21 protein-coding genes are annotated in these 18,591 nt (G+C 69.1%); 2 read left to right on the forward strand and 19 right to left on the reverse strand.

Annotated features, from left to right (window positions below; translation table 11 throughout):
• Position 1 precedes the first annotated feature (1 nt).
• The 8 genes from DMP15_RS29160 to DMP15_RS29195 all read right to left on the reverse strand — a co-directional run bounded on the left by DMP15_RS29160 (position 2) and on the right by DMP15_RS29195 (position 5,741).
• Positions 2-229, reverse strand: a complete 228-nt coding sequence (locus DMP15_RS29160; protein ID WP_337826861.1) for a hypothetical protein — start codon at positions 227-229, stop codon at positions 2-4.
• A gap of 179 nt (positions 230-408) precedes the next feature.
• The gene (locus DMP15_RS29165) at positions 409-762 is read right to left on the reverse strand and encodes a hypothetical protein (RefSeq protein WP_337826862.1); all 354 of its coding nucleotides are present in this window, start codon (positions 760-762) and stop codon (positions 409-411) included.
• A gap of 8 nt (positions 763-770) precedes the next feature.
• Positions 771-1,871 (reverse strand): hypothetical protein, encoded by a 1,101-nt coding sequence (locus tag DMP15_RS29170; protein WP_337826863.1) that lies wholly within the window; start codon positions 1,869-1,871, stop codon positions 771-773.
• Positions 1,847-2,284 carry a DNA cytosine methyltransferase gene (locus DMP15_RS29175; RefSeq protein WP_337826864.1) on the reverse strand — a complete coding sequence of 146 codons (438 nt, stop codon included), beginning with the start codon at positions 2,282-2,284 and terminating at the stop codon, positions 1,847-1,849. Before DMP15_RS29175 ends, DMP15_RS29170 begins: the two co-directional genes overlap by 25 nt.
• Complete coding sequence (locus DMP15_RS29180; protein ID WP_337826865.1) at positions 2,193-2,963, reverse strand: hypothetical protein; 771 nt, start codon at positions 2,961-2,963, stop codon at positions 2,193-2,195. The genes DMP15_RS29175 and DMP15_RS29180 overlap by 92 nt, the downstream gene beginning before the upstream one ends.
• A gap of 247 nt (positions 2,964-3,210) precedes the next feature.
• A complete protein-coding gene (locus tag DMP15_RS29185; protein ID WP_337826866.1) occupies positions 3,211-3,630 on the reverse strand; it encodes a hypothetical protein in 420 nt (139 codons plus the stop codon).
• A 469-nt stretch (positions 3,631-4,099) separates the two neighbouring features.
• Positions 4,100-4,495: a hypothetical protein gene (locus DMP15_RS29190; protein ID WP_337826867.1), complete on the reverse strand. Its 396-nt coding sequence runs from the start codon at positions 4,493-4,495 to the stop codon at positions 4,100-4,102.
• Positions 4,496-4,559: 64 nt separating this feature from the next.
• A complete protein-coding gene (locus tag DMP15_RS29195) occupies positions 4,560-5,741 on the reverse strand; it encodes a DNA sulfur modification protein DndB (protein ID WP_179763204.1) in 1,182 nt (393 codons plus the stop codon).
• A 292-nt stretch (positions 5,742-6,033) separates the two neighbouring features.
• On the opposite strand from DMP15_RS29195, the gene DMP15_RS29200 reads away from it, so the two are divergent.
• Both DMP15_RS29200 and DMP15_RS29205 read left to right on the forward strand, forming a co-directional pair.
• Positions 6,034-9,003 (forward strand): N-6 DNA methylase, encoded by a 2,970-nt coding sequence (locus DMP15_RS29200; RefSeq protein WP_337826868.1) that lies wholly within the window; start codon positions 6,034-6,036, stop codon positions 9,001-9,003.
• A 190-nt stretch (positions 9,004-9,193) separates the two neighbouring features.
• Entirely contained in the window at positions 9,194-10,516 is a 1,323-nt protein-coding gene (locus DMP15_RS29205) for an IS256 family transposase (protein WP_374225885.1), read from the forward strand.
• Between the two features lies 1 nt (position 10,517).
• Here DMP15_RS29205 and DMP15_RS29210 read toward each other — a convergent pair whose 3' ends face one another.
• The 11 genes from DMP15_RS29210 to DMP15_RS29260 form a co-directional block, all read right to left on the reverse strand.
• A complete protein-coding gene (locus tag DMP15_RS29210) occupies positions 10,518-10,910 on the reverse strand; it encodes a hypothetical protein (protein ID WP_337826869.1) in 393 nt (130 codons plus the stop codon).
• 283 nt (positions 10,911-11,193) lie between these two features.
• Positions 11,194-11,997, reverse strand: a complete 804-nt coding sequence (locus DMP15_RS29215; protein WP_337826870.1) for a hypothetical protein — start codon at positions 11,995-11,997, stop codon at positions 11,194-11,196.
• A 107-nt stretch (positions 11,998-12,104) separates the two neighbouring features.
• Positions 12,105-12,623 carry a hypothetical protein gene (locus DMP15_RS29220; RefSeq protein ID WP_337826871.1) on the reverse strand — a complete coding sequence of 173 codons (519 nt, stop codon included), beginning with the start codon at positions 12,621-12,623 and terminating at the stop codon, positions 12,105-12,107.
• Complete coding sequence (locus DMP15_RS29225; RefSeq protein WP_337826872.1) at positions 12,620-13,138, reverse strand: SsgA family sporulation/cell division regulator; 519 nt, start codon at positions 13,136-13,138, stop codon at positions 12,620-12,622. The genes DMP15_RS29220 and DMP15_RS29225 overlap by 4 nt, the downstream gene beginning before the upstream one ends.
• A complete protein-coding gene (locus DMP15_RS29230; RefSeq protein WP_435827816.1) occupies positions 13,135-13,407 on the reverse strand; it encodes a WhiB family transcriptional regulator in 273 nt (90 codons plus the stop codon). Before DMP15_RS29230 ends, DMP15_RS29225 begins: the two co-directional genes overlap by 4 nt.
• Before the next feature lie 252 nt (positions 13,408-13,659).
• Positions 13,660-15,876: a hypothetical protein gene (locus DMP15_RS29235; protein ID WP_337826873.1), complete on the reverse strand. Its 2,217-nt coding sequence runs from the start codon at positions 15,874-15,876 to the stop codon at positions 13,660-13,662.
• A gap of 111 nt (positions 15,877-15,987) precedes the next feature.
• On the reverse strand, positions 15,988-17,022 hold the full coding sequence (locus DMP15_RS29240) for a hypothetical protein (RefSeq protein ID WP_337826874.1): 1,035 nt from the start codon (positions 17,020-17,022) through the stop codon (positions 15,988-15,990).
• A 6-nt stretch (positions 17,023-17,028) separates the two neighbouring features.
• Positions 17,029-17,472, reverse strand: coding sequence for a hypothetical protein (locus DMP15_RS29245; protein ID WP_337826875.1), 444 nt, complete (start codon positions 17,470-17,472; stop codon positions 17,029-17,031).
• Positions 17,469-17,993 carry a hypothetical protein gene (locus DMP15_RS29250; protein WP_337826876.1) on the reverse strand — a complete coding sequence of 175 codons (525 nt, stop codon included), beginning with the start codon at positions 17,991-17,993 and terminating at the stop codon, positions 17,469-17,471. The genes DMP15_RS29245 and DMP15_RS29250 overlap by 4 nt, the downstream gene beginning before the upstream one ends.
• Positions 17,990-18,298, reverse strand: a complete 309-nt coding sequence (locus DMP15_RS29255) for a hypothetical protein (protein WP_337826877.1) — start codon at positions 18,296-18,298, stop codon at positions 17,990-17,992. Before DMP15_RS29255 ends, DMP15_RS29250 begins: the two co-directional genes overlap by 4 nt.
• The gene (locus DMP15_RS29260; protein WP_093356753.1) at positions 18,298-18,507 is read right to left on the reverse strand and encodes a hypothetical protein; all 210 of its coding nucleotides are present in this window, start codon (positions 18,505-18,507) and stop codon (positions 18,298-18,300) included. The genes DMP15_RS29255 and DMP15_RS29260 overlap by 1 nt, the downstream gene beginning before the upstream one ends.
• Positions 18,508-18,591 lie beyond the last annotated feature (84 nt).

Below are 18,591 nucleotides of genomic sequence, written 5' to 3' on the forward strand. Positions count from 1 at the left end.
CTCAGGCGAGGACGTCGACCCGCATGTCGCCGCGCACGTCATCGGCGACGGTCCCGTCGGCGAGGGTGAGCCGGTAGTACGGGTCAACGTCGTCGCACAGCTCCACGGCGACGATCGGCTGCGTCGCGACAGGCGCATCCCACTCGCCCGTCATGCGACGAATCGAGAGTTCAAAGAGGAAGTCGCCAGTGGCGAGGCGGTCAACGTAGGTCTGTCGGGTGCCGGTCATCGTGTCCTCGTGTGTTGGTGATGGAACGTGGGCCCGGTCGGGGTTCGGTCTAGGCTCGGTGGGCGTCGCGGCGCTTCGGGGCGCCTTCGGGCCCTCGGTTCGCGGGCCGTGACGCGGATGGCCGGTGGCCTCATGCCGGGCGCCTTCGGGCGTCGCCCTTCGGGGCGAGCCACCGGCCATCACCTGAACTCGTGGCCGTTGGCTGACCTCCTCGGCGTCGCCCGTCGGTCCGACGGGCGACGTCGAGGCTCAGGCGCGTAGCCCCTGCCTATCGGGGCGCTGGTTCGTTGATTGCTCGTGCCGGTCACGGCCTCGACGACGCAGGCGATGATGTCGCGGGGACCGGCGGGGTGACCGCGTTGCCGCACATCTTCACGTTGTCGGCGCGAGCTGGTCCCCAGCAGGACGTATCCGGGCGCGAAGGCCATGCCGAGCTTGACCTCGTCGGCCATCAGCATCCGGAATCGGCAGTCCTCGACTCGGATGTCGGTCTGCATCACCGCGTCGCCTTCGACGGCGGTCTGGGTGGGCATCGGCCGGTTCACGCCGCGCAGGGATCCGGTGTCGTAGGCGTAGAGGACGTCGGGGTCCCAGGAGACCAGCGATGGTGTCCGGCGGTGGTCAGCGTGCGCGCGGGCTCGTCGATCGGGGTGCACATCTCGGCGCCGCCGGTGTTGTTGCGCATCAGCATGGCCAGGCCGTGGTGGTTGCCGTTCGCGGCGAAGGTGTCGAGCGGGTCGTGCACGGTCTTGGCGCGGTTGTTGTTGCGCAGCGGGACGACCACCACGGCCTCGGTGTCGCGGGTGGTGCGGGTCCGCATCGGCTCGTCGGTCGGGCGGGCCTCGGTGTTCCAGGTGCCGCCGCAGGGCACGAGCAGCCCGTTCTCGTTGCGCGCGGTCTGCACGCGCATCGGCCGGCTGGTCGGCTGCGCGACCTTGCCCTCGCGTCCTTCGACCGGGATGACCAGACCGTCGAGCGCGGTCGCGGCCTGACGCTCGGCGATTCGCTGCAGTCCAGCGGTGCCGTGGGCGCGCATCAGGGGGGCGTGTGCGATCGCCTTGGACGGGGTGGTGTGCATGGTGCGCAGCGGGTCCTCGACCGGCCAGGTCCGCACGCCGGGGCGGCGCTCGAAGGTGTTTCCGGCGGCCTCCAGCACGATGGCTCCGGCGTGGCGGCGCAGGCCTGCCTCGATGCGCGCGTAGGTCTTCGGCTTGAGCGGGCGTGCGCGGTCGCCGATGCGCTGGCCGGGGTTGGCCAGGTCGATCGCGGCGGCGGCCGGGAGCACGTAGGGCTGGACGATGTCGTTACGGCAGGACACGTGCGGGCAGCGGAACACGTACTGCTGGCCGTAGGCGCCGTGCGGCTTGCTCGGGTTCTTCGGGGCCCGCATCGCGGTCACGACCTCGCCGCAGGTCGGGCACCAGGCGCGGGGCCGGGTCCAGCGCTCGAAGTCCGGGCGCCGGTAGCGCTCCTGCCAGAAGACCACATAGACCCGGTCGCGCAGCTGCGGGGCGGGTGCGCCGAGCTGGTGGGCGAACGCGCTGTTGAGGGTGAGGACCTCGTGGCGGTAGCCCTGCGCCCTCATCCGGGCGATCCACTTCGGGAAGTGCGCCCACTTCAGCAGCGGCAGCACGTTCTCCACGACGCTCGCTTGTAGCGGTGGTGCTCGGCGAAGCGGGGCACGTCGTGCATCAGTGCGCGGGACCGCTCGCGTGCCTCGTCGGCCAGCGGGGGCTCGTCCTCGATGTCCTCGGTGGTCGCGAGGTCGAACAGGGTCGGCTCGGTCGTCTCGGCGAAGTCCTGGCGCTCGCCGCGCGCCTGTGACCAGAACGTGCATGACGGCGAGGCCCACAGCCCGTCGGTGGACGGGTACCGGGCGGGGTCGATCTCGGCGATGTCGGCGACGTCGTGGTCGACGTGCGGCATGTTGTGGTTGTGCGTCTCGATCGCTAAGGCCCAGTGATTACAAGCTGTAATCACGGTGTTGCCCGGCACGCTCTCGATGCCTGACGACGACCCTCCGGCGCCGCAGAACAGGTCGGTCCAGCTGAACATGTCCGACGCGCGGACACGGTTGATCAAGCGCATGGGTGTCCCCCATTTCCAGGTGTTTCGGCTGCGGTGTCGGGCGGGTTTTGCCGTCCCTCCCAACATGTCCTACTTTACAGCGTTTATGGATGGTTGGCAATACAGATTTGCGCATTTTCCCTGGTGAGAAGGGGTGCGCTACGACGGGTGTGCGCGGTGGCGTGAGCGCCGGGACCGACCGGTTACCGCGTCCCCAGGGCGGGCCGCACGTGCTGCGAACGCGCGCAGCGTGCTGCGCTTCCAGCGGGCGCCGGACGCGCCCGGAAGGCAGATCCTCGCAGTCGTCGGCTTCGGGGAAGTAGCCGTCGTTGCGGGCGAGGTAGCCCCGGATCGTGGACTGGCTGGCGTAGCCGAGGAACCGGGTGGCGGCGGGGACGTCGAGCAGCTCGTCCGCGTCGCCCGCGTCGTCCTGGGCCAGCCGTCGGTTGGCCTGCTTGTGCTCGGCCCAGGCGGTGTACCACTCGATGACGCGGTGCTCGTCGAAGAAGGCCTCGCGGCCCTGCAGGTGTGCCTCGGGGTGGCCGTTCGTAGCGCGCTCGACGTAGAGGTTGCGCTGGGTCTTGGCGCTGATGCCGGTGCGGTCGGCGATCTCGGCACGGTTGATGTGCGGGCGGCCGTCGACGTCGATGCGGTTGGTGGTCGGCACGGGCGTCTCCGGAAGCGACGGTCGGATGTGGGCTGCGGCGCGGCGAGGGTGGGGTCGGTGGCCGAACCCCGCAGGGTCCACCCCCGGACGTGCCGAGGACGTCGGCAAACAGCCACCGACCCCGCCGACCGGCCGGCAGCCCGGGTCACCTGGAGCGCCCGTGTTCGGCCGTGTCGGCTCGGTCTCACGGTAGCGGAGCTCGAGGTGCGGGCTCACGCACCGTTCCTCCTGCTCCACGAGGAGCGAGCTAGGGCCGGTCGGCGAGCACGGCGGGGACCGGGGAGTGGTCGGCGATGTGGTCGCGCAGTCTCGGCGACAGGAGGCCGGCGACCGCGAGGAGGTCGCGGTGTCGAACCGCAAGGGGCAACTGCAGCAGCGGCTCGTGGTGGGCGACCCGGTTGCGGAGCGAGTGGAGTTGGTCGACGCGGTCGCGGACGTCGATCCGTTTCGTTCCCTGGGGGAACGTACGGTGTAGGTGCGTGCGCCACAGCTGGTCGTGGCGGTTGACGGTGAGGTACCGCCAGAAGCCGAGGTTCAGCTCGGCGATGACCTTGCCCGGGGCCGGCTGATCGGTGCCGGAGTGCTCGGCGGCCGCGGAGACGGCCTCGGTGATCTTCTTGCGGGTCGTGTGGTTCGCATCGTAGGGGCCGCGGCGCCCCTTCCTCATCTGCCTCGGGAAGTGTCGTTCTGGGGCGTGCACCCAATGCGGGTCACCCGCTCGATCGCGGGAGCTGAGCGCGCGGTCGTAGGCATTGCGGAGCGCGACCTCCAGGTGGCCGAGGTCGTGGTGGAACGCAGCAGCTGCCCGGGCGTTCCATCCGTAGCGGGCGAGGGCGAGCGTGGGGTCGCCGTCGGGCGTCGGCGAGGTAGACGGCGAACCGGGGCCTTGACAGCCAGTCCTCGATCCAGCGGTCAGGGTCGCTCATCATCGCCTCTCGCTGCTGCAATCCTGGTGTCGGGTTGTGCCGAGTCGTGTAGCATGGTCTGTGAAGAGCCCCGGAAGCCTCTGACCCCTCGGCGGTCACGCGACCGGGGCTTTGTATTGACGAGGCTCGTCCCCGATATCCGGGGACGAGCCTTCGTCGTATCGCGTCATGGGACGTTACCGGTGGTCGGGACGGCGAGACCGTCAGCCGTCAGGCCCAGGCCCAACCGCCGATAGTGCGGTGGAGTCCGGTGTGCCCGGCGAGCCCGACGGTGCAGTCGGAGCCGTAGACCGGTGTCGTAGCTGGGCAGGGCGGGAGGTTCCTGGTCAGCTGCGCCAGCCGTTCGGCGAGGCGGTCCCGGTCGGCGGTGCGTTCGGTGAGCTGGCCGGCCCGCTGTGTGGAGGTCGCCTCGACGAGGGCCATGTCGTCATGGAGCTGGTCGTGCTCGGCGAGCAGCCCGCGAACATCCGCCCGGCGCGGCGTCCGGCCCTCGCTCAAGGCGTAGCGCACCCTGGCTGCGGCGGTGTCCTCGTTGCCGCCGTCGTTGTTCTTGCCACGGTCGTCGCCCTCAGCTGGCGTGCGGGTGGGAGTGTCGCTCGAAGACAAGTGCGTCGCCGTGTGGCGGTGGTGGCGGGCAACCCGGCGGACGGACCTTGGGTGTGGGCGCGGGTCAGGTCGTGGCGCTGCGGTCGAGATTCATGACCTCGTGCAGGATGCGGCTGGCGGCCTGGCGAGTGGGGAAGCTGTTGCGGGTGGTGCGCCGGTCGCCGGTACCGGTTGGGGTCACGACGCCGGCGTCGGTCCAGCGGGGGTTGTCCCAGCTGAACAGGTCCAGCTCGTCGTCGGTGTCGGCGAGGTGGGCGAAGGCGGTCTCGGGGTCGACGCGGTTGATGTACATCGTCGACATGGCACCGATCAGCCCATAGATCACGACCGCGGTCGAGGCGATGTTGGTGGCGCGCTGTTCGCGTCGCTTCGGGGTGGACAGCCGTCCGTACTCCGGCCGCGCGGCGACCAGTGACTCCCAGGCGGCGATCAGCCAGCTGGCCTGCCCCTCAACGTCGGCCTCGCTGACAGGGCCGCCCTTCCACGATGCTTCCAGGGCCTTGCTGACGGTGTTGAAGGCGGTGAGCTTGTTCGAGCTCGCCGATACCGAGTTCGACAGGACCTCGATGTTGTCTTGTCCGAGGTGTCGGCTGCCGTTGACCAACTTGCGTGCGAGTTCCTGCTCGCGGGTCTCGCTGTATGCGTACTTGGCAGTGGAGTCGTTGACCTTGTCCCCGCGGGTGTTGTAGATCGTCGCGACCTTCGCGGCCTGCTCATCGTTGAGCAGCCAGATCCGGACCTGGAAGCGGGTGTCGAGATCGAAGCTGCCCAGTTGGTTGCTGGCGGCGGCGAGGATCGCCTTGATCCGTGAGAGGGAGTCGACCGCGCAGTCGAGCACCCCCTCCTCGATCGTCATGTTGATGTGGCCGGTCTCGTCGTCGTGCCACAGCTCGAAGTGGGAGCTGTCGGGGTTGAGCCGGATCGAGATGTTGCCGATGATCGCGTTGTTGTCCAGCAACTCGCTGGTCCACTTGTTGACCTTGCTGCGGGTCTTGCCGGTGAGCCGGTCCTGCTGGTGGGCGGGGCGAATGTTCCCGGTCAGTGTGAGCAGCCCGCTCCGGTACAGGTCGACCAGGAATCCTGCGGTCATCTGCGTCTCGATCTGCGCGCTGCCGGCGTCGTCGACTTCCGCGACGTTGATGATGGTCAGCGGGTGAGTCATCTCGGTGTCGTGTTCCAGCTCAGCGCTCTGCCCGGTCGAAGCCTGGATGGTCTGGTCGGCGGCGGTGGACTGCTGCACGGTCATGACGCACCTCTCGGTGGTTGGGATCGAGGCGCAGGGTGCGCCTGAACCAGGAGACTACGTCGGTATACGTGCAGTTGCCACAAGATTCGTGCGCTTATCATCAGTAACGTGTAGTTGAGTAGGTGGACGTGCAGTTCCTCCAGGCGTCGCGGGTGGGTGAGCCAGGTTCCGGTGCCGTGGCCGGGCGGGGTCGTCTTCTAGGGTGTGGCGGGTGTCGTCTCCGCTGGCTATCGATCTCCCGTCTCTGGTTCGGCGTCTGGCTGATCGGAGGCCGGGCAGGACCGAGGCGAACGTGCAGTCCGACCTGCACATGCTTCTCACGCAGGCACCTCTGCAGCTCGATGATCAGGACCTGCAGGAGATCGTGCTCGAGTCCCCGGCGGGTCAGCGGCGCCGGATCGATGTCGAGGTCGGGTTCTGCGTCTTCGAGGTCAAGCGGGACCTGCGCACCGGCAACGTCCGCGAAGACGCGGTCGTCCAGCTGGCCGGTTACGTGTCCTCTCGGCGCGAGCAGACCGGGCAGCGCTACGTCGGAGTCCTCGCTGACGGCGCGGAGTGGCACCTCTACCACCTCGTCGGCGAGTCCTTGGAGCTGGTGTCGAGCCTGCACACCGACGTGCGCAACTTCGAGCCCGACACCCTGTTCGTCTGGCTGGAAGGAGTGCTTGCGACCGGGGAGAAGATCACTCCGACCGCACGGGAGATCGAACAGCGCCTCGGCGCCGGCTCCGCCGCGCACGCCCTCGAGTTCGCCGAGCTGCGCGCTCTGTACGAGCGCCACCGCGACGATCCCGGCCTCGTCCTCAAGCGCAAGCTGTGGACCAAGCTGCTCACCACCGCGCTGGGCACCAACTTCCGCGGCGAGGACGACCTGTTCGTCGAACACACCCTCCTCGTCGCGATGGCCGAGATCATCGGGCACGCCGTGGTCGGCCTGGATCCCACCGACCAGTCCATCACCCCGGTCACCCTGCTGTCGGGGCGCTTGTTCGCCTCGCACGAGATCGGCGGGGTCATCGAGTCGGACTTCTTCGACTGGCCGGCCGAGGTGGCCGGTGGGGAGCCGTTCGTGCGGGGCCTGGCCCGGCGCCTGGCCCGGTTTGCCTGGGCACACGTCGAGACCGACGTGATGAAGGTGCTCTACGAGTCGGTGATCGATGCCGAGCAGCGCCACAGCCTCGGCGAGTACTACACCCCGGACTGGTTGGCCGAGATCGTCGTCGAGGAGACCGTCACCGACGCGCTCACCGAGCGCGTCCTGGACCCCAGCTGTGGATCCGGCACCTTCCTGTTCCATGCCGTACGCCGCTACATCGCCGCGGGCGAAGCCGCAGGAATGGGCATCGGGGAGATGCTGACCGGGGTGACGAGCAAGGTGCTCGGCATGGACGTGCACCCGGTCGCGGTCACCCTGGCCCGGATCACCTACCTGCTCGCGATCGGGCCCGAGCGCCTCGCCCACGACGACCGGCCGGCGTTCTCCGTGCCGGTCTACCTGGGCGACTCGATGCAGTGGGGGCAGCAGAACACCCTGATGAACACCGACGCTCTATCGGTGCCCACCGACGGCGGGCAGCTGTTCGACGACGACCTGCTGTTCCCCCATCGGCTCCTGCACGACGCCGGTCGTTTCGACCGCCTCGTCGCCGAGCTCGCTGATCGGGCCGCCGCCCGCGCTCCTGGGAGCCCCGTCCCGTCGTTGAAGGCGACGTTCCGGCTGTTCGCCGTGCACGACGACGACCAGCCCATGCTCACCGCGACCTTCGCCAAGATGTGCGAGCTCCACGACACCGGGCGCGACCACATCTGGGGCTACTACATCCGCAACCTCGCCCGCCCGCTTTCACTGGCCGACAGCGCAAACCGCGTCGACGTCATGGTCGGTAACCCGCCCTGGCTGGCCTACCGCTACATGCCCCCACAGATGAAGTCCGAGTTCCGCGAGATGAGCACCGCACGCGGCTTCTGGGCCGGGGCAGCGGTCGCCACCAACCAGGACCTGTCGGCGCTGTTCGTCGCCCGCGCCACCGAGCTCTACCTGCGCAACGCAGGCCGGTTCGCCTTCGTCATGCCCCTCGCGGTGCTGACCCGCAACCAGTACGCGGGATTCCGCAGCGGCCGCTGGAGCCCCGGCGGGACCGGTGGGGGCGCAGCGAACGTCAACGCCGCCCTCGACACCGCCTGGGACCTACACGCGGTCAAGCCCGCCTTCTTCCCCGTCCCCGCCTCGGTCATCCGCGGACACCGCACCACCGAACACGGCAGCACCGCCCCCGGCACAGAGAACTGGGCTGGACGCATCTCCCGGCGCAACGCCCCGCTGCCCATCGCACGCCCCGCGCTGACCCGAGCCGCCGCGACCACAGCCGCAAGCGGCGAACGCTCGCCCTACGCTGCACGGTTCACCCAGGGAGCGATCCTGGTGCCACGATTCCTGGTGCTGGTGGAACCGAAGAGCACCGGCCCGTTCGGGGCCGGTGCCGGCCGGCGGATGGTCGGCTCGCGCCGCAGCAGCAACGAGAAGAAGCCGTGGAAGGACCTCCCCGCCCTGTCCGGAGCAGTGGAGAAGCAGTTCGTGCGCCCGATCCACCTCGGCGACACGATCCTTCCCTTCCGCGAGCAGGAGCCCTTCCTCGGCGTCATCCCCTGGGACGGCAGGCAGCTACTGCAAGGCAGCGACGACACGATCGACCTCTACCCCGGCTTCGCCGACTGGTGGCGCGCTGCGGAGAACACCTGGAACACATACCGCAGCACCGACAAGCTCTCGCTGCTCGATCAGCTCGATTACAGGCGCAAGCTGCGCGCACAATTCCCGGCAGGGGAGCACCGCGTGGTCTACACCAAGGGCGGCATGTACCTGGCCGCCGCCCGAGTGTCGGACCCAAGCGCCGTGATCGACCACAAGCTGTACTGGGCCGCGACCTCCAGCATTGACGAGGCCCGATATCTCACCGCCATCCTCAACAGCCCTGCCCTGCTCGAACTCGTCCGGCCGCTGCAGGGCCGCGGTGAACACAACCCCCGCGACTTCGACAAATACGTCTTCCAGATCCCGTTCCCGCTCTACGACGCCGACAACAACCACCACCAACGCATCGCCGACCTCGCAGCCAGCGCCGAGACCGTGGCCGCAGCGGTCGAGGTGCCTAACACCTCGTTCCAGACCCAACGACGGGCCGTGCGCCGCGCCCTGGAGGACGACGGAGTTGCAGCCAGCATCGACGGCGAAATCGCCGCGTTGCTCGGACCGACCGGATAAGGAGAAGCGTCGCGCCGCTGGCCCGACTCCCTACCACGGCCCCTCCAGCACTCGCCTGGGACTCGCCCGTCGACCGATCCGCTGCGGTCAGGCACCGAACGCGGGATGTAGCGTCGGAGGATCGACCGGGCCGACATTGGCGGGGACTGTAAAAACAACGGTGTAACTCCGATCAAGGAGGAAGCATCCGATGGCTGATGTGACGCCCGAGGAGCAGGTCGTGGACCTGGACGATGCCGGGATCGACGAGCCCACCGGTGCGGGTGGGCTGGACGCGGTGGACGAGCAGCTGATCGCTCGTCTGGCCGGTCGAGCCCGCGCTGGCGGACTGGAGCTGAGCGGCGAGGGTGGGCTGCTCGCGCAGCTGACCAAGCGTCTGGTGGAGTCCGCGCTCGAGGGCGAGGTCACCGATCACCTGGGCTATGACCGCCACGACGCGGCTGGACGCGACGGCGGGAACTCCCGCAACGGGCACCGGTCGAAGACGGTGTTGACCGAGGTCGGTCCGGTGGAGATCGAGGTCCCGCGTGACCGGGAGGGTTCGTTCGAGCCGAAGATCGTGGCCAAGCGCCAGCGGCGCCTCTCGGGTGTCGACGAGCTGGTGATCTCGTTGAGCGCTAAGGGACTGACTACCGGCGAGGTGCAGGCTCACCTGGCCGAGGTCTATGGCGCCGATGTCTCGCGGCAGACGATCTCCACGATCACCGACAAGGTGGTCGAGGGCATGGCCGAGTGGCAGAACCGGCCCCTCGACCCGGTCTATCCGGTGGTCTTCATCGACGCGATCAACGTCAAGATCCGGGACGGGAAGGTCGCCAACCGCCCGATCTACGTCGCGCTCGCGGTCACCGCCGACGGGCACCGCGACATCCTCGGGCTCTGGGCCGGCGAGGCCAGCGCGGGCGGCGAGGGCGCGAAGTACTGGCTGCACGTGCTCACCGAGATCAAGAACCGCGGCGTCGCCGACGTGCTCATGCTCGTCTGCGACGGCCTGACCGGGCTACCCGACGCCGTCACCGCGACCTGGCCGGCCACGGTCACCCAGACCTGCGTGGTCCACCTGCTGCGCAACAGCTTCCGCTACGCCGGCCGCCAGCACTACGACGCGATCGCCAAGGCACTGCGCCCGATCTACACCGCACCCACCGAGGCCGCGGCCACCGAGCGGTTCCTCGAGTTCGCCGAGACCTGGGGCGAGCGCTACCCGGCGATCGTCCGGCTCTGGGAGAACGCCTGGCCCGAGTTCGTGCCGTTCCTCCACTTCGACGCCGAGATCCGCAAGATCGTATGCACCACCAACGCCATCGAGAGCGTGAACGCCCGGATCCGCCGGGCGGTCAAGGCCCGCGGACACTTCCCGAACGAGGCCGCCGCACTCAAGTGCGTCTACATGGCGATCATGAGCCTCGACCCAACCGGCACCGGTCGACGACGGTGGGCGATCCGCTGGAAGCCCGCCCTCAACGCCTTCGACATCGCCTTCGACGGACGACTGTCCGCCGGCCGCAAGTAGATCAACAGCAACCAGTTACACCGTTAGATTGACAGTCCCCATTGGCGCGCTCTCCTTTCGTGGAGCCGTTCAGGCGGGTGTCGACGGCGTCGTTGCTGGCCTGGAAACGGGTCAGGGCTGCGGGAAGTTGGTCTCGTGAGACCTCGTCGGCTGCGGTGAGCAGCGTCAGCAGCACCGCGCCGGCGTTTGTCTCCTCGGCGAGTGCGGTGGCGAGGTCGGCGCGTCCGGTTGTCCGCACGGCTTGAGCGATCTGCCCGAGTCGTTGTGTGCAAGCGGCTGCCTGCGCGGCGTTCTCGGCAGCGAGGGCGCTGCGGTAAGCCGCTTGCTCGGCGCGGTGCGCGTTGATCAGCTCGGCGGGCCTCTCGTCGGCCGCTACGGCGTTCACGACGGTCATCCCTGGTCCTCGGTGAGCGGGCGGTACCCGGCGCGCAGTGCACGTTCGGCGTGCTTGCGCGCGCTGCCCTGCCGACAGATCTGCTCCCACACCTGGCCGAGGTTTGGGTCCTGCGGGAGCGGTTCGAACGCGATTGGGTCGAGGATCCGCGCCAACGTCTCGACGTGCTCAGTCGCAGGCGTGTTCTCGCGCGGTGCCAGCTGGGTTGTGGGCAGGTCGCTCTGTGCGGATCGATTCATCATTTGCGGGCATCTCCTGTCCGAGACCGGGCGCCGATCACGTATTAGCTGCGCGTTTCGGTGGGATCTACCAGCTTCCCCCGACAGTCTGTGTTCTGTGGCGCAGCGCCGGGGCGAGATCGAGCAATCTCGAACTGCTCGAATCCCCATTGCAGGGCAGCGTCGAGGACCTCGTATGCCCCCCAGAGGCCGACGATAAGCAGCAGGCCACCGGCAAGGCGCTCAGGCGCCATGTCCGGCAGCCCCGACCCGGCGTTGCCGATGACGACGTGGACGCTCATCCCCAGTGTCAGAACGGTGGCCAGGAGTGCACAGAGCCAGTTCGTCTCCGGCCGCTGTATGAGCGGGAGGGCAGCCGGGCTCTCGGAAAGGTAAGGCTCGGCCGGGTCTTCGATGTGAGTGGAATGCGAGTCTGCGTCTGTAGACATGGATGCCTTTTCGTGCTGGTAGGTATCTGGGCTACGGTCGCCGCTCCGCGCTGATAGCGCCGTGACTGATCGCTGGTGCTGGACCATCCGAAGCTGCCTGATCCACTGGTAGGGCAGATCGGTGTCGCCGTACCCCAGGTTCGTGAGGTCGGCGGTGAAGAGCGAACGCAGACAGGCGTGGACTGTGTCGAGAGCCAGCGGATCGCGGTCCTGGGAGGACCCGGTTGTCCAGGTGAAGTGCAGGGTCGAGGCAACGGCGGCGGCCTTTGCCAACGACTTTCCGGCCATGCTATCGGCTCCGGCCGCGGCCGCGGCCTGACACAACCGAAGGTGGATGGCCGCCAGATCGTTGGGTCTCTCGACGGCGGCGATGTCGAGCTCGCCTGTCCGCACGTCGGGCTGCGGTGTCGCTGTGGTCATGGGGTTGCTCCCTCGCGGTAGACGCATCGAGGTAAGGGCTGAGGCGGACTAAGTGATCAGCTGGTGGTGCCGCGGCGGATCACGTCGGGCGCTGGTCGTCACGTCGTTCACAGCCGACCGCGGTTCATCAGGCGGTCGACGTCGCGGCCGAGCCCGCCGCGGAGCGCGTCGGCCGCCATTCGCTCGATGGTCTTGCGGTCGCCTCCGCGTCGGATCGCGGCTCGGACGGTGCGTTGGTCGCTGCGGCAGCCGTAGTGGTCGCGGCCTACGCCTTCGGCTTGGCGGCCGCCGTCGGCGATCGCACCCGCCAGGTTCGGGTCTGCGTCGCGCGGGAGGTAGACCTTCGTGTTTCCCGATCCGTCCTTGGCGATCCAGGTCTCTCCGACCGGCACCCCGTAGTGCTGGGCGGTCTTGCGGTGTCCGATCTCGTGCTCGGCCGTGTAGCGCGGCCCGTGCCCTCCTTCGGTCTTGACGGTGACCGTCTTGTAGCGGACCCAGGTCCGCAGCTTGAAGGCCAGGGCCACGAGCGCGAGGCCGGTCACCAGCGTCCAGCCGCCGATCTGAGTGGCGCCCCACTGGTAGAGCAACCATCCAGTGCCGGCAAGGCCGAGGCCCGCGCGGATCACGTCGCGACCCCGTTGGTGGTGTCGCCGTAGGTGTCGGGCGAGTCAAGCAGCTTTCGGTGGTCTGCCTCCGTGACCGGAGCACGTTCGGCTCCCATCGCGACGACATCTTCGGTGTCGGCGACGAACTGGATCAGGTCGTGGGTCGAGATACCGATCTCGACCGCGGCTTCCGTGGGGGGTGCGAGAGTGATCAGTGTCCAGCACCCGCCAGGCAGCGCGTAGGTGTGGATCGCGATGTCGGCGGCATCGTGCTGAAGGTCGTCAGTCGTTTCGACGGTGCTGCTAGTCAGTCCGAGAGCGAGCTGGTCTCGGCCGATCGTCCAGGTCACCGCGGGCGTCTGCGCACCCTCGAAGGTCGCGGCGATCTCGAAGGCGCGGTCCTGGTGGTAGTCCAGCTGGGCCCGCAGTGGGACGGACTGGACGCCGTCGGAGAGGTGCATGCTCAGCAGGTTGGCGTCGAGCCGTGCGGTGACGTCTGCCTTGCGGGGGCTGCTGGTGGGCTCGGCGCTGGTCATCGCGTAACCACCGTTCGATCGCGCCGCAGTGGCCGTCGCTCTCGCTCGGCGAGACCGCCCCAGATTCCGTATCGCTCGTCGGCGGCGAGCGCGTATTCGAGACACTCGGCTCGGACCTCGCAGGATGCGCAGACCTTCTTGGCCTCGCGCGCCGATCCGCCCTTCTCGGGAAAGAAGAGCTCCGGGTCGACCTCGGCGCAGGTGCCTCGGTCCCGCCATTCCTCGTTTCGTGCCTCACGAGGACTGGCGATCTCCTCCAGGGTCGCGATCAGCGACTCGTTGAGGTCGCCGGGAACGAGCAGGTTCGGCTCTCGTCGCGCCAGGAGAATGGTGATCGCTGGGTGACCGTCGTGCCGGACGTCGGCGAGTTGCTGGGACACTTGGTACTCCGATCATGCGGTCGGAGCGGCCCGGGCGGGATCTGTGGAAGGTGAGCGCCCGGGCCGTCTCATGTTCGGGCAACATCTGTAGTCGGTACGGTACTCGGTACGGAGCTATTTAGCTAGAGTTGGTTTCGGCTGTCAGCCGGTCTGGGCGGCCTCCTCGGTGGGCTCCCACTGGCCGTGGGCGATCTTGCGGGCGAGTTCGAGGTCGGCGAGCGCAGCGAGAGCCTTGGACACGGCGGGGGCCTTGAGTCCGGTGGCTGTGACGATCTCGCCGGTGCGGCGGTGGCCAGATTGCAGGGCGTGGAACACGGCTTGCTGACTGTTCGGAAGTGCCTCGATGTCCGGCGCGGTCGCTGGCTCGCCGGCTCCGTTCGGTAGGGCTGTGTCGGTGGAGCGCGGGCGCAGGGGCACGACGTTCTCGGCTCCGAGAGCCTTGGGGATGTCCAACCCCTGCATGAATCCGGGCAGCACCGTGGGCGCCGTGGTCGTGTCTCGGGTGTCGGTGGGCTCGCCGCGCTCCTTCTGACGTCGCCAGGTCTGCAGCTTCTCGACTTGGGCGGCGTAGCGGGCGGCCGGACTCTGTTCCGCCTCGGGCTGGTGGTCGAGCACGGCCAGCGCGGTGTGCTCGTCGAGCGGGGTCTGCGGAAGTTCGCGGGACCATTCCCCCAGGTCCTTGGCCCAGGCGACGCGTCCCATGGAGAGTCGACCGGCCGCGATGGCGAAGCAGTAGCCCCCGCCTGCCGGCAGCGAGGCCGGCGCCACGGCCATGCCGCCGATCGTCGAGTTCTCGCTGCGGTTCTGGTTCCGGAAGGCCAGCAGGTTGCGCGCGGCGAGATAGCTGCGCAGCACGGTGGAGTTGCCGTAGTCACCCGCGAGCAGCGACTGCGTCCCCACGACGACCGCGACGCCGTACTTGCGGCCGATGCGGACCACGCGTTCGAGTCGTGGGATGAAGTCCTGGGCGATGAGCGCGGGGTCGGTGCTGAGCCGCTGCAGCTCGTCGATGATCCACATCAGGCCGGGCACTGCCGGGCTGGGCAGCAGCTTGCGCAGGGGGCTCTGCTGGTCGGGGTCGCTGATCGGTACCGGGGTGCCGTCGGGGCCCTCGGTCAGGGTGGACTTGAGGAGGCTGCGGATCTTCAACGCAGCTTCGATCGCCTCGAGCTGGGCCAGCACGCCTTGCGGGCCGGCCTCGGACCAGTCGCTGATGTCGTTGAGTACGGGGCTGGAACCGCCGTCGGGGTCTCCGTCGCCGAAGAACAGGTGCCACGCAGCGCTGTGCTTGAGGCCGAGTCCGATCGCCTCGAGGCATGCCGACTTGCCGGACCCGGGTTCGCCGGTGACCAGGCCGTTGCGGACACCGATGTCCTCTGCCGCGTAGAAGGCCATCTCCCCCTCGCCATCGGCGAACGGACCGAGCGGGATGACGCCGTCGTCGTAGCGCGGACCCTGGTACGGGATTCCCCCGGACAGCAGGTCGCGGACGGTGACGGTCAGGTAGGCCCAGCCTTCGTTGTCGTCGTGGGGTTCGAGCATCACGTTTTTCGCCGAGACATGCAGTGCTCCGGCGATTCGGCCGCGGCGTCCGAGGATCTCGTCGAACGACAGGTCCCCGGCCGGGGTGCGAACGGTCCAGCGCACGGCCCGGGCCAGCTCGACGCGGTCGGTGAGCATCGAGCCGGGTAGGGGCTTGCCCCGGGGGCTGACGTTCTCGGCCCATCGCTGGGCGAGGGTGTCGCCGTAGTCGCTGTCTGCGGTCTCGTCGGCCGCGGGCAGCTGTGGGGTGCTGGCGTCGACGTCGGGGATGGCGTGCTCCTTCATCCAGGCGGCCCAGGTGGCGGCGGCGCCGCCGGCGAGCAGGGCGGTCATGGTCCAGTTGGCCGGGCCGATGGCGGAGGCAGTGGTGATCCAGGCCGTGGCCCCGGCGGCTCCGGCCCAGGACTGGCGGCGCCAGAAGGCCGGGATGCGGCTGTGTAGGAGGGCACGGGCGCTGGCGAGCAGACCGGCGGAGGCCAGACCGATGCCGGTCGTTGCGGCCAGCTCGCCCGCTGGTCCGGTGGCGAGTCCCACGAGCTCGGTCAGTCCCCACCCGAGGTAGCCCGCTCCGGCGGTGGCGGCGGTGGCCAGGTACGGAGTGCGGCGGGCGGCGCTTTCGGCGCGGATGTGGTCGTGGTGGGAGCTGAGGGCGGCTTCGCGTGGGGTTTCCTTGCGCAGTGCGGTGGCGGGGCGGGTAGCTACCTGCGTGGACGCTGCAGCAGGGGCTGCGTTCTCCTCGGCCAGCCGCTGAAGAGCGCGCACGAGGGTCTCAGGAGAGAGGTTCTCTCCGGTCGCGTCGCTCTGTTGCCGGGCCATCGCGCGGGTCCCTTCTGGCCGTTCTGGGTGCTTGTGGGAGTGCCACCGCTCCGCCGCGACGCGGGTGCCCAGCGACCGGCGGTGCCGGTCCCGGGGGCGGGGCTGTCGGGGTTAGGAGCGGGTGCCCATGTAGGTGCCGTTGACGGTCCCGGCGAGGGTGTCGTCGTTGAGCACCTGGTCCTGGGTGTTGAGGTGGCGGGCGAAGTGGCTACTCGCCTCGCCGGCTGAGGTGGCGAACAGGCTGGCGTTCTCGCGCATCTGCTCGAGGAGCCGGATCGGCTCACCGCTCACACCGGCCTGGCTCAGCGACGCGATCGACTGCTCGATCTCGTTGAGCAGGCGCTGGCCGACGTTCTGCATCTGGGTGCAGAAGTGGTGGGCGCTGCCGGGGTCGAGGGTTTCACCGCTGGTCAGGTTCGGGTTGGCGCCGGTCATCGGGGTGTCCTTTCGGATGGGGTGGACCGTGGCTGTCGGCTGGTGGTCCGTCGCGGGGTTCGGATTCGTGTCTGATGTGGGAGGCGCGGATTCGTGGTCGGGCTTCTGTGGGGGGTCCTCGGGAGGTGTCTGGTCCTCTTCCTCCTCTTCGACCGGCGCGTTCGGCGTGGCCGGTCCGTCGTCGGGCGAGGCCGGTGTGGGTTCGGTGTGTTCGGGCTGGTCGGTGGTCGGCTCGACGTCGATGACCACGGGCTCGCTCGGTTCGCTCCAGCGGCCGGATTCCTGGGTCCGCGGGCGCGGGCGCCACTGGTTGTCGCGGGTATGGCCGAAGCGGTCACGCAGCTTGCGGGCGAGGCGCTGGCGGAGCAGGTCTCCGTCGGCGTGGCGCTGGTGGCGCTGGTGGCGGCGCTCGGTGGCGTAGCCCCATGCGTCGTTCCACCACTCCCCCATTGCCTTGCGGGCCGGTCCGGCCGCGCGGGGGCCGCGGGGATGGGCGATGCGCTCAGCGATGCGCTGGGCGATGGCATCGCCGACGGTGGGGCCCGTGCGGCGGTTCTCGCGGGCCATCCGGCGTTCGTGTGCACGTTCGGCGCGGCGCTGGCGGTCGCGCAGGCGTGGAGGTTCGGTGCCGCGTGCGGTAGCGATGAGCTCGGTGCCGGCGTAGCGGGTCAGTCCCCACGTGATGAGCGAGATCAGCAGGATGGTCTCCATCGCCGATCACCCCACGAACCACTGCTGAGCGACGGCTCCGGCGTTGCCCATTCCCGTGGCGATCAGGTTGTAGAGCCCGGCCAGGAACGGGACGCCGCTGGCGAGGCCGATCGTCGGCGCCACGAGGGCCAGCCACGGGTGGGCTCGGTTCGGCTTCGCGGTCTTGGGAAGGATTCCCTTGACCACGACTTCGACGGTGAGCAGGACGGCGAGTCCGGCGAGGATGACCGCGCCACCGAAACCGAGCAGCCGGGTCGCCAGGGAGGTCGCGTTAGAGGCCACGTCGAAGGCGCGATTGATGAGGACGCCGACCAGACCACCGATCCCGATGCCGGCGAGCCAGAAGAGCAGGATCTGCACCTTGGCCATGTTCTTGTGGTAGTAGAGCCAGAGTCCGAACATCAGGGCGAGCGCGGCGATGATGCCGGTGCCGGTGTAGGCAGCGTTCATGGTGTGTCTCCTCGGTTGAACCAGCTCAGGGGCGGCCAGTACGGCCAGGTCAGGAAGTCCGGGATGAGCAGGCCGACGGCCGGGATCTGATGGATGGCGGTCGCGAGGGTCATCAGCAGCGGCAGCACGGTCCAGAGGCGCCCCGGGGTGCGGCCGGCCCAGACCAGTAGTGCACCGGCGGTGATGACGGGGGCCTGCAGGATCCAGAAGTGCACGACAGCGAGGTGACGCAGTGCGCCGTCTTGGCTGGTGGTCCAGGCGCCGCGCTTGGCGAGGCTGAGGCTGTCCCACAGGCTCGCCGGACGCTCCTCGACGAAGCGCAGCTCGCGCATGGCGCTCACCGCAGTGTGCAGGACCTCCGCGCGGCGGCTGGGAAGCTCGGTCCAACCGGCACGCTCCTGCCTGGGGGCGCTCGGGGCGGCGGTGGTCTGTGTGGTCTCTGCGACCTCGGCCCCCTCCGGCTCGACGGTGGTGGCGTCGGGCTCGGGAGGAGCGGGGTCGACGGTGACGGCGTTGCTCATGCGGCGTCCTTCCTCCTCGGGCGGGTGGGTTCTTGGGCCTGCATGCGCAGCAGCTGGTCGCCGGCCTCGATCAGCCGGTTGGTGACGTCGGTGATGAGCTCGGCGGCGCGCTCGGGGCGAGGCTGGCGTCGGCTGGCAGCGCCCCGGAAGTAGTCGAACGCGCACTGGAGACGCTCGGTATCGGTGGTGGCGATGGCGTAGCGAGTGGCGAGTGCGGCTCGACGCCGGTCGGGTCGGGAGCGGCGCGTCGTCGGTGCCAGCTCGGCCCCGTCGGCGGCTGCGGCGCTGCGGCGGCGGCCGGCCATCACAGGCACCTCAGCTCGTAGATCGGAAGGCCGGTCTCGGCGAGGGCGATCTCGGCGAGATACGAGTGGCTGTCGAGCCCGACTCGGGCGGCGTAGTCCAGGACCTGGGCCCAGACCTGGTGGGGATCCTCGGTGGCGGCTTCGACCGGCTCGGTGGACTCGTGGCGCTCGGTACCGGTGACCAGCGTGATGGTGATCAGATCGGACATGGTGTGCGCTCCTGTGTGCTCGGGCGGGCCCCTCCCCTCGGCGCCGGAGGGACGACGCCGAGGGGAGGATCAGCAGCGGTAGTT

It is taken from the genome of Pseudonocardia sp. UM4_GMWB1 (genome assembly GCF_017312155.1).
GTDB lineage: Bacteria > Actinomycetota > Actinomycetes > Mycobacteriales > Pseudonocardiaceae > Pseudonocardia > Pseudonocardia alni.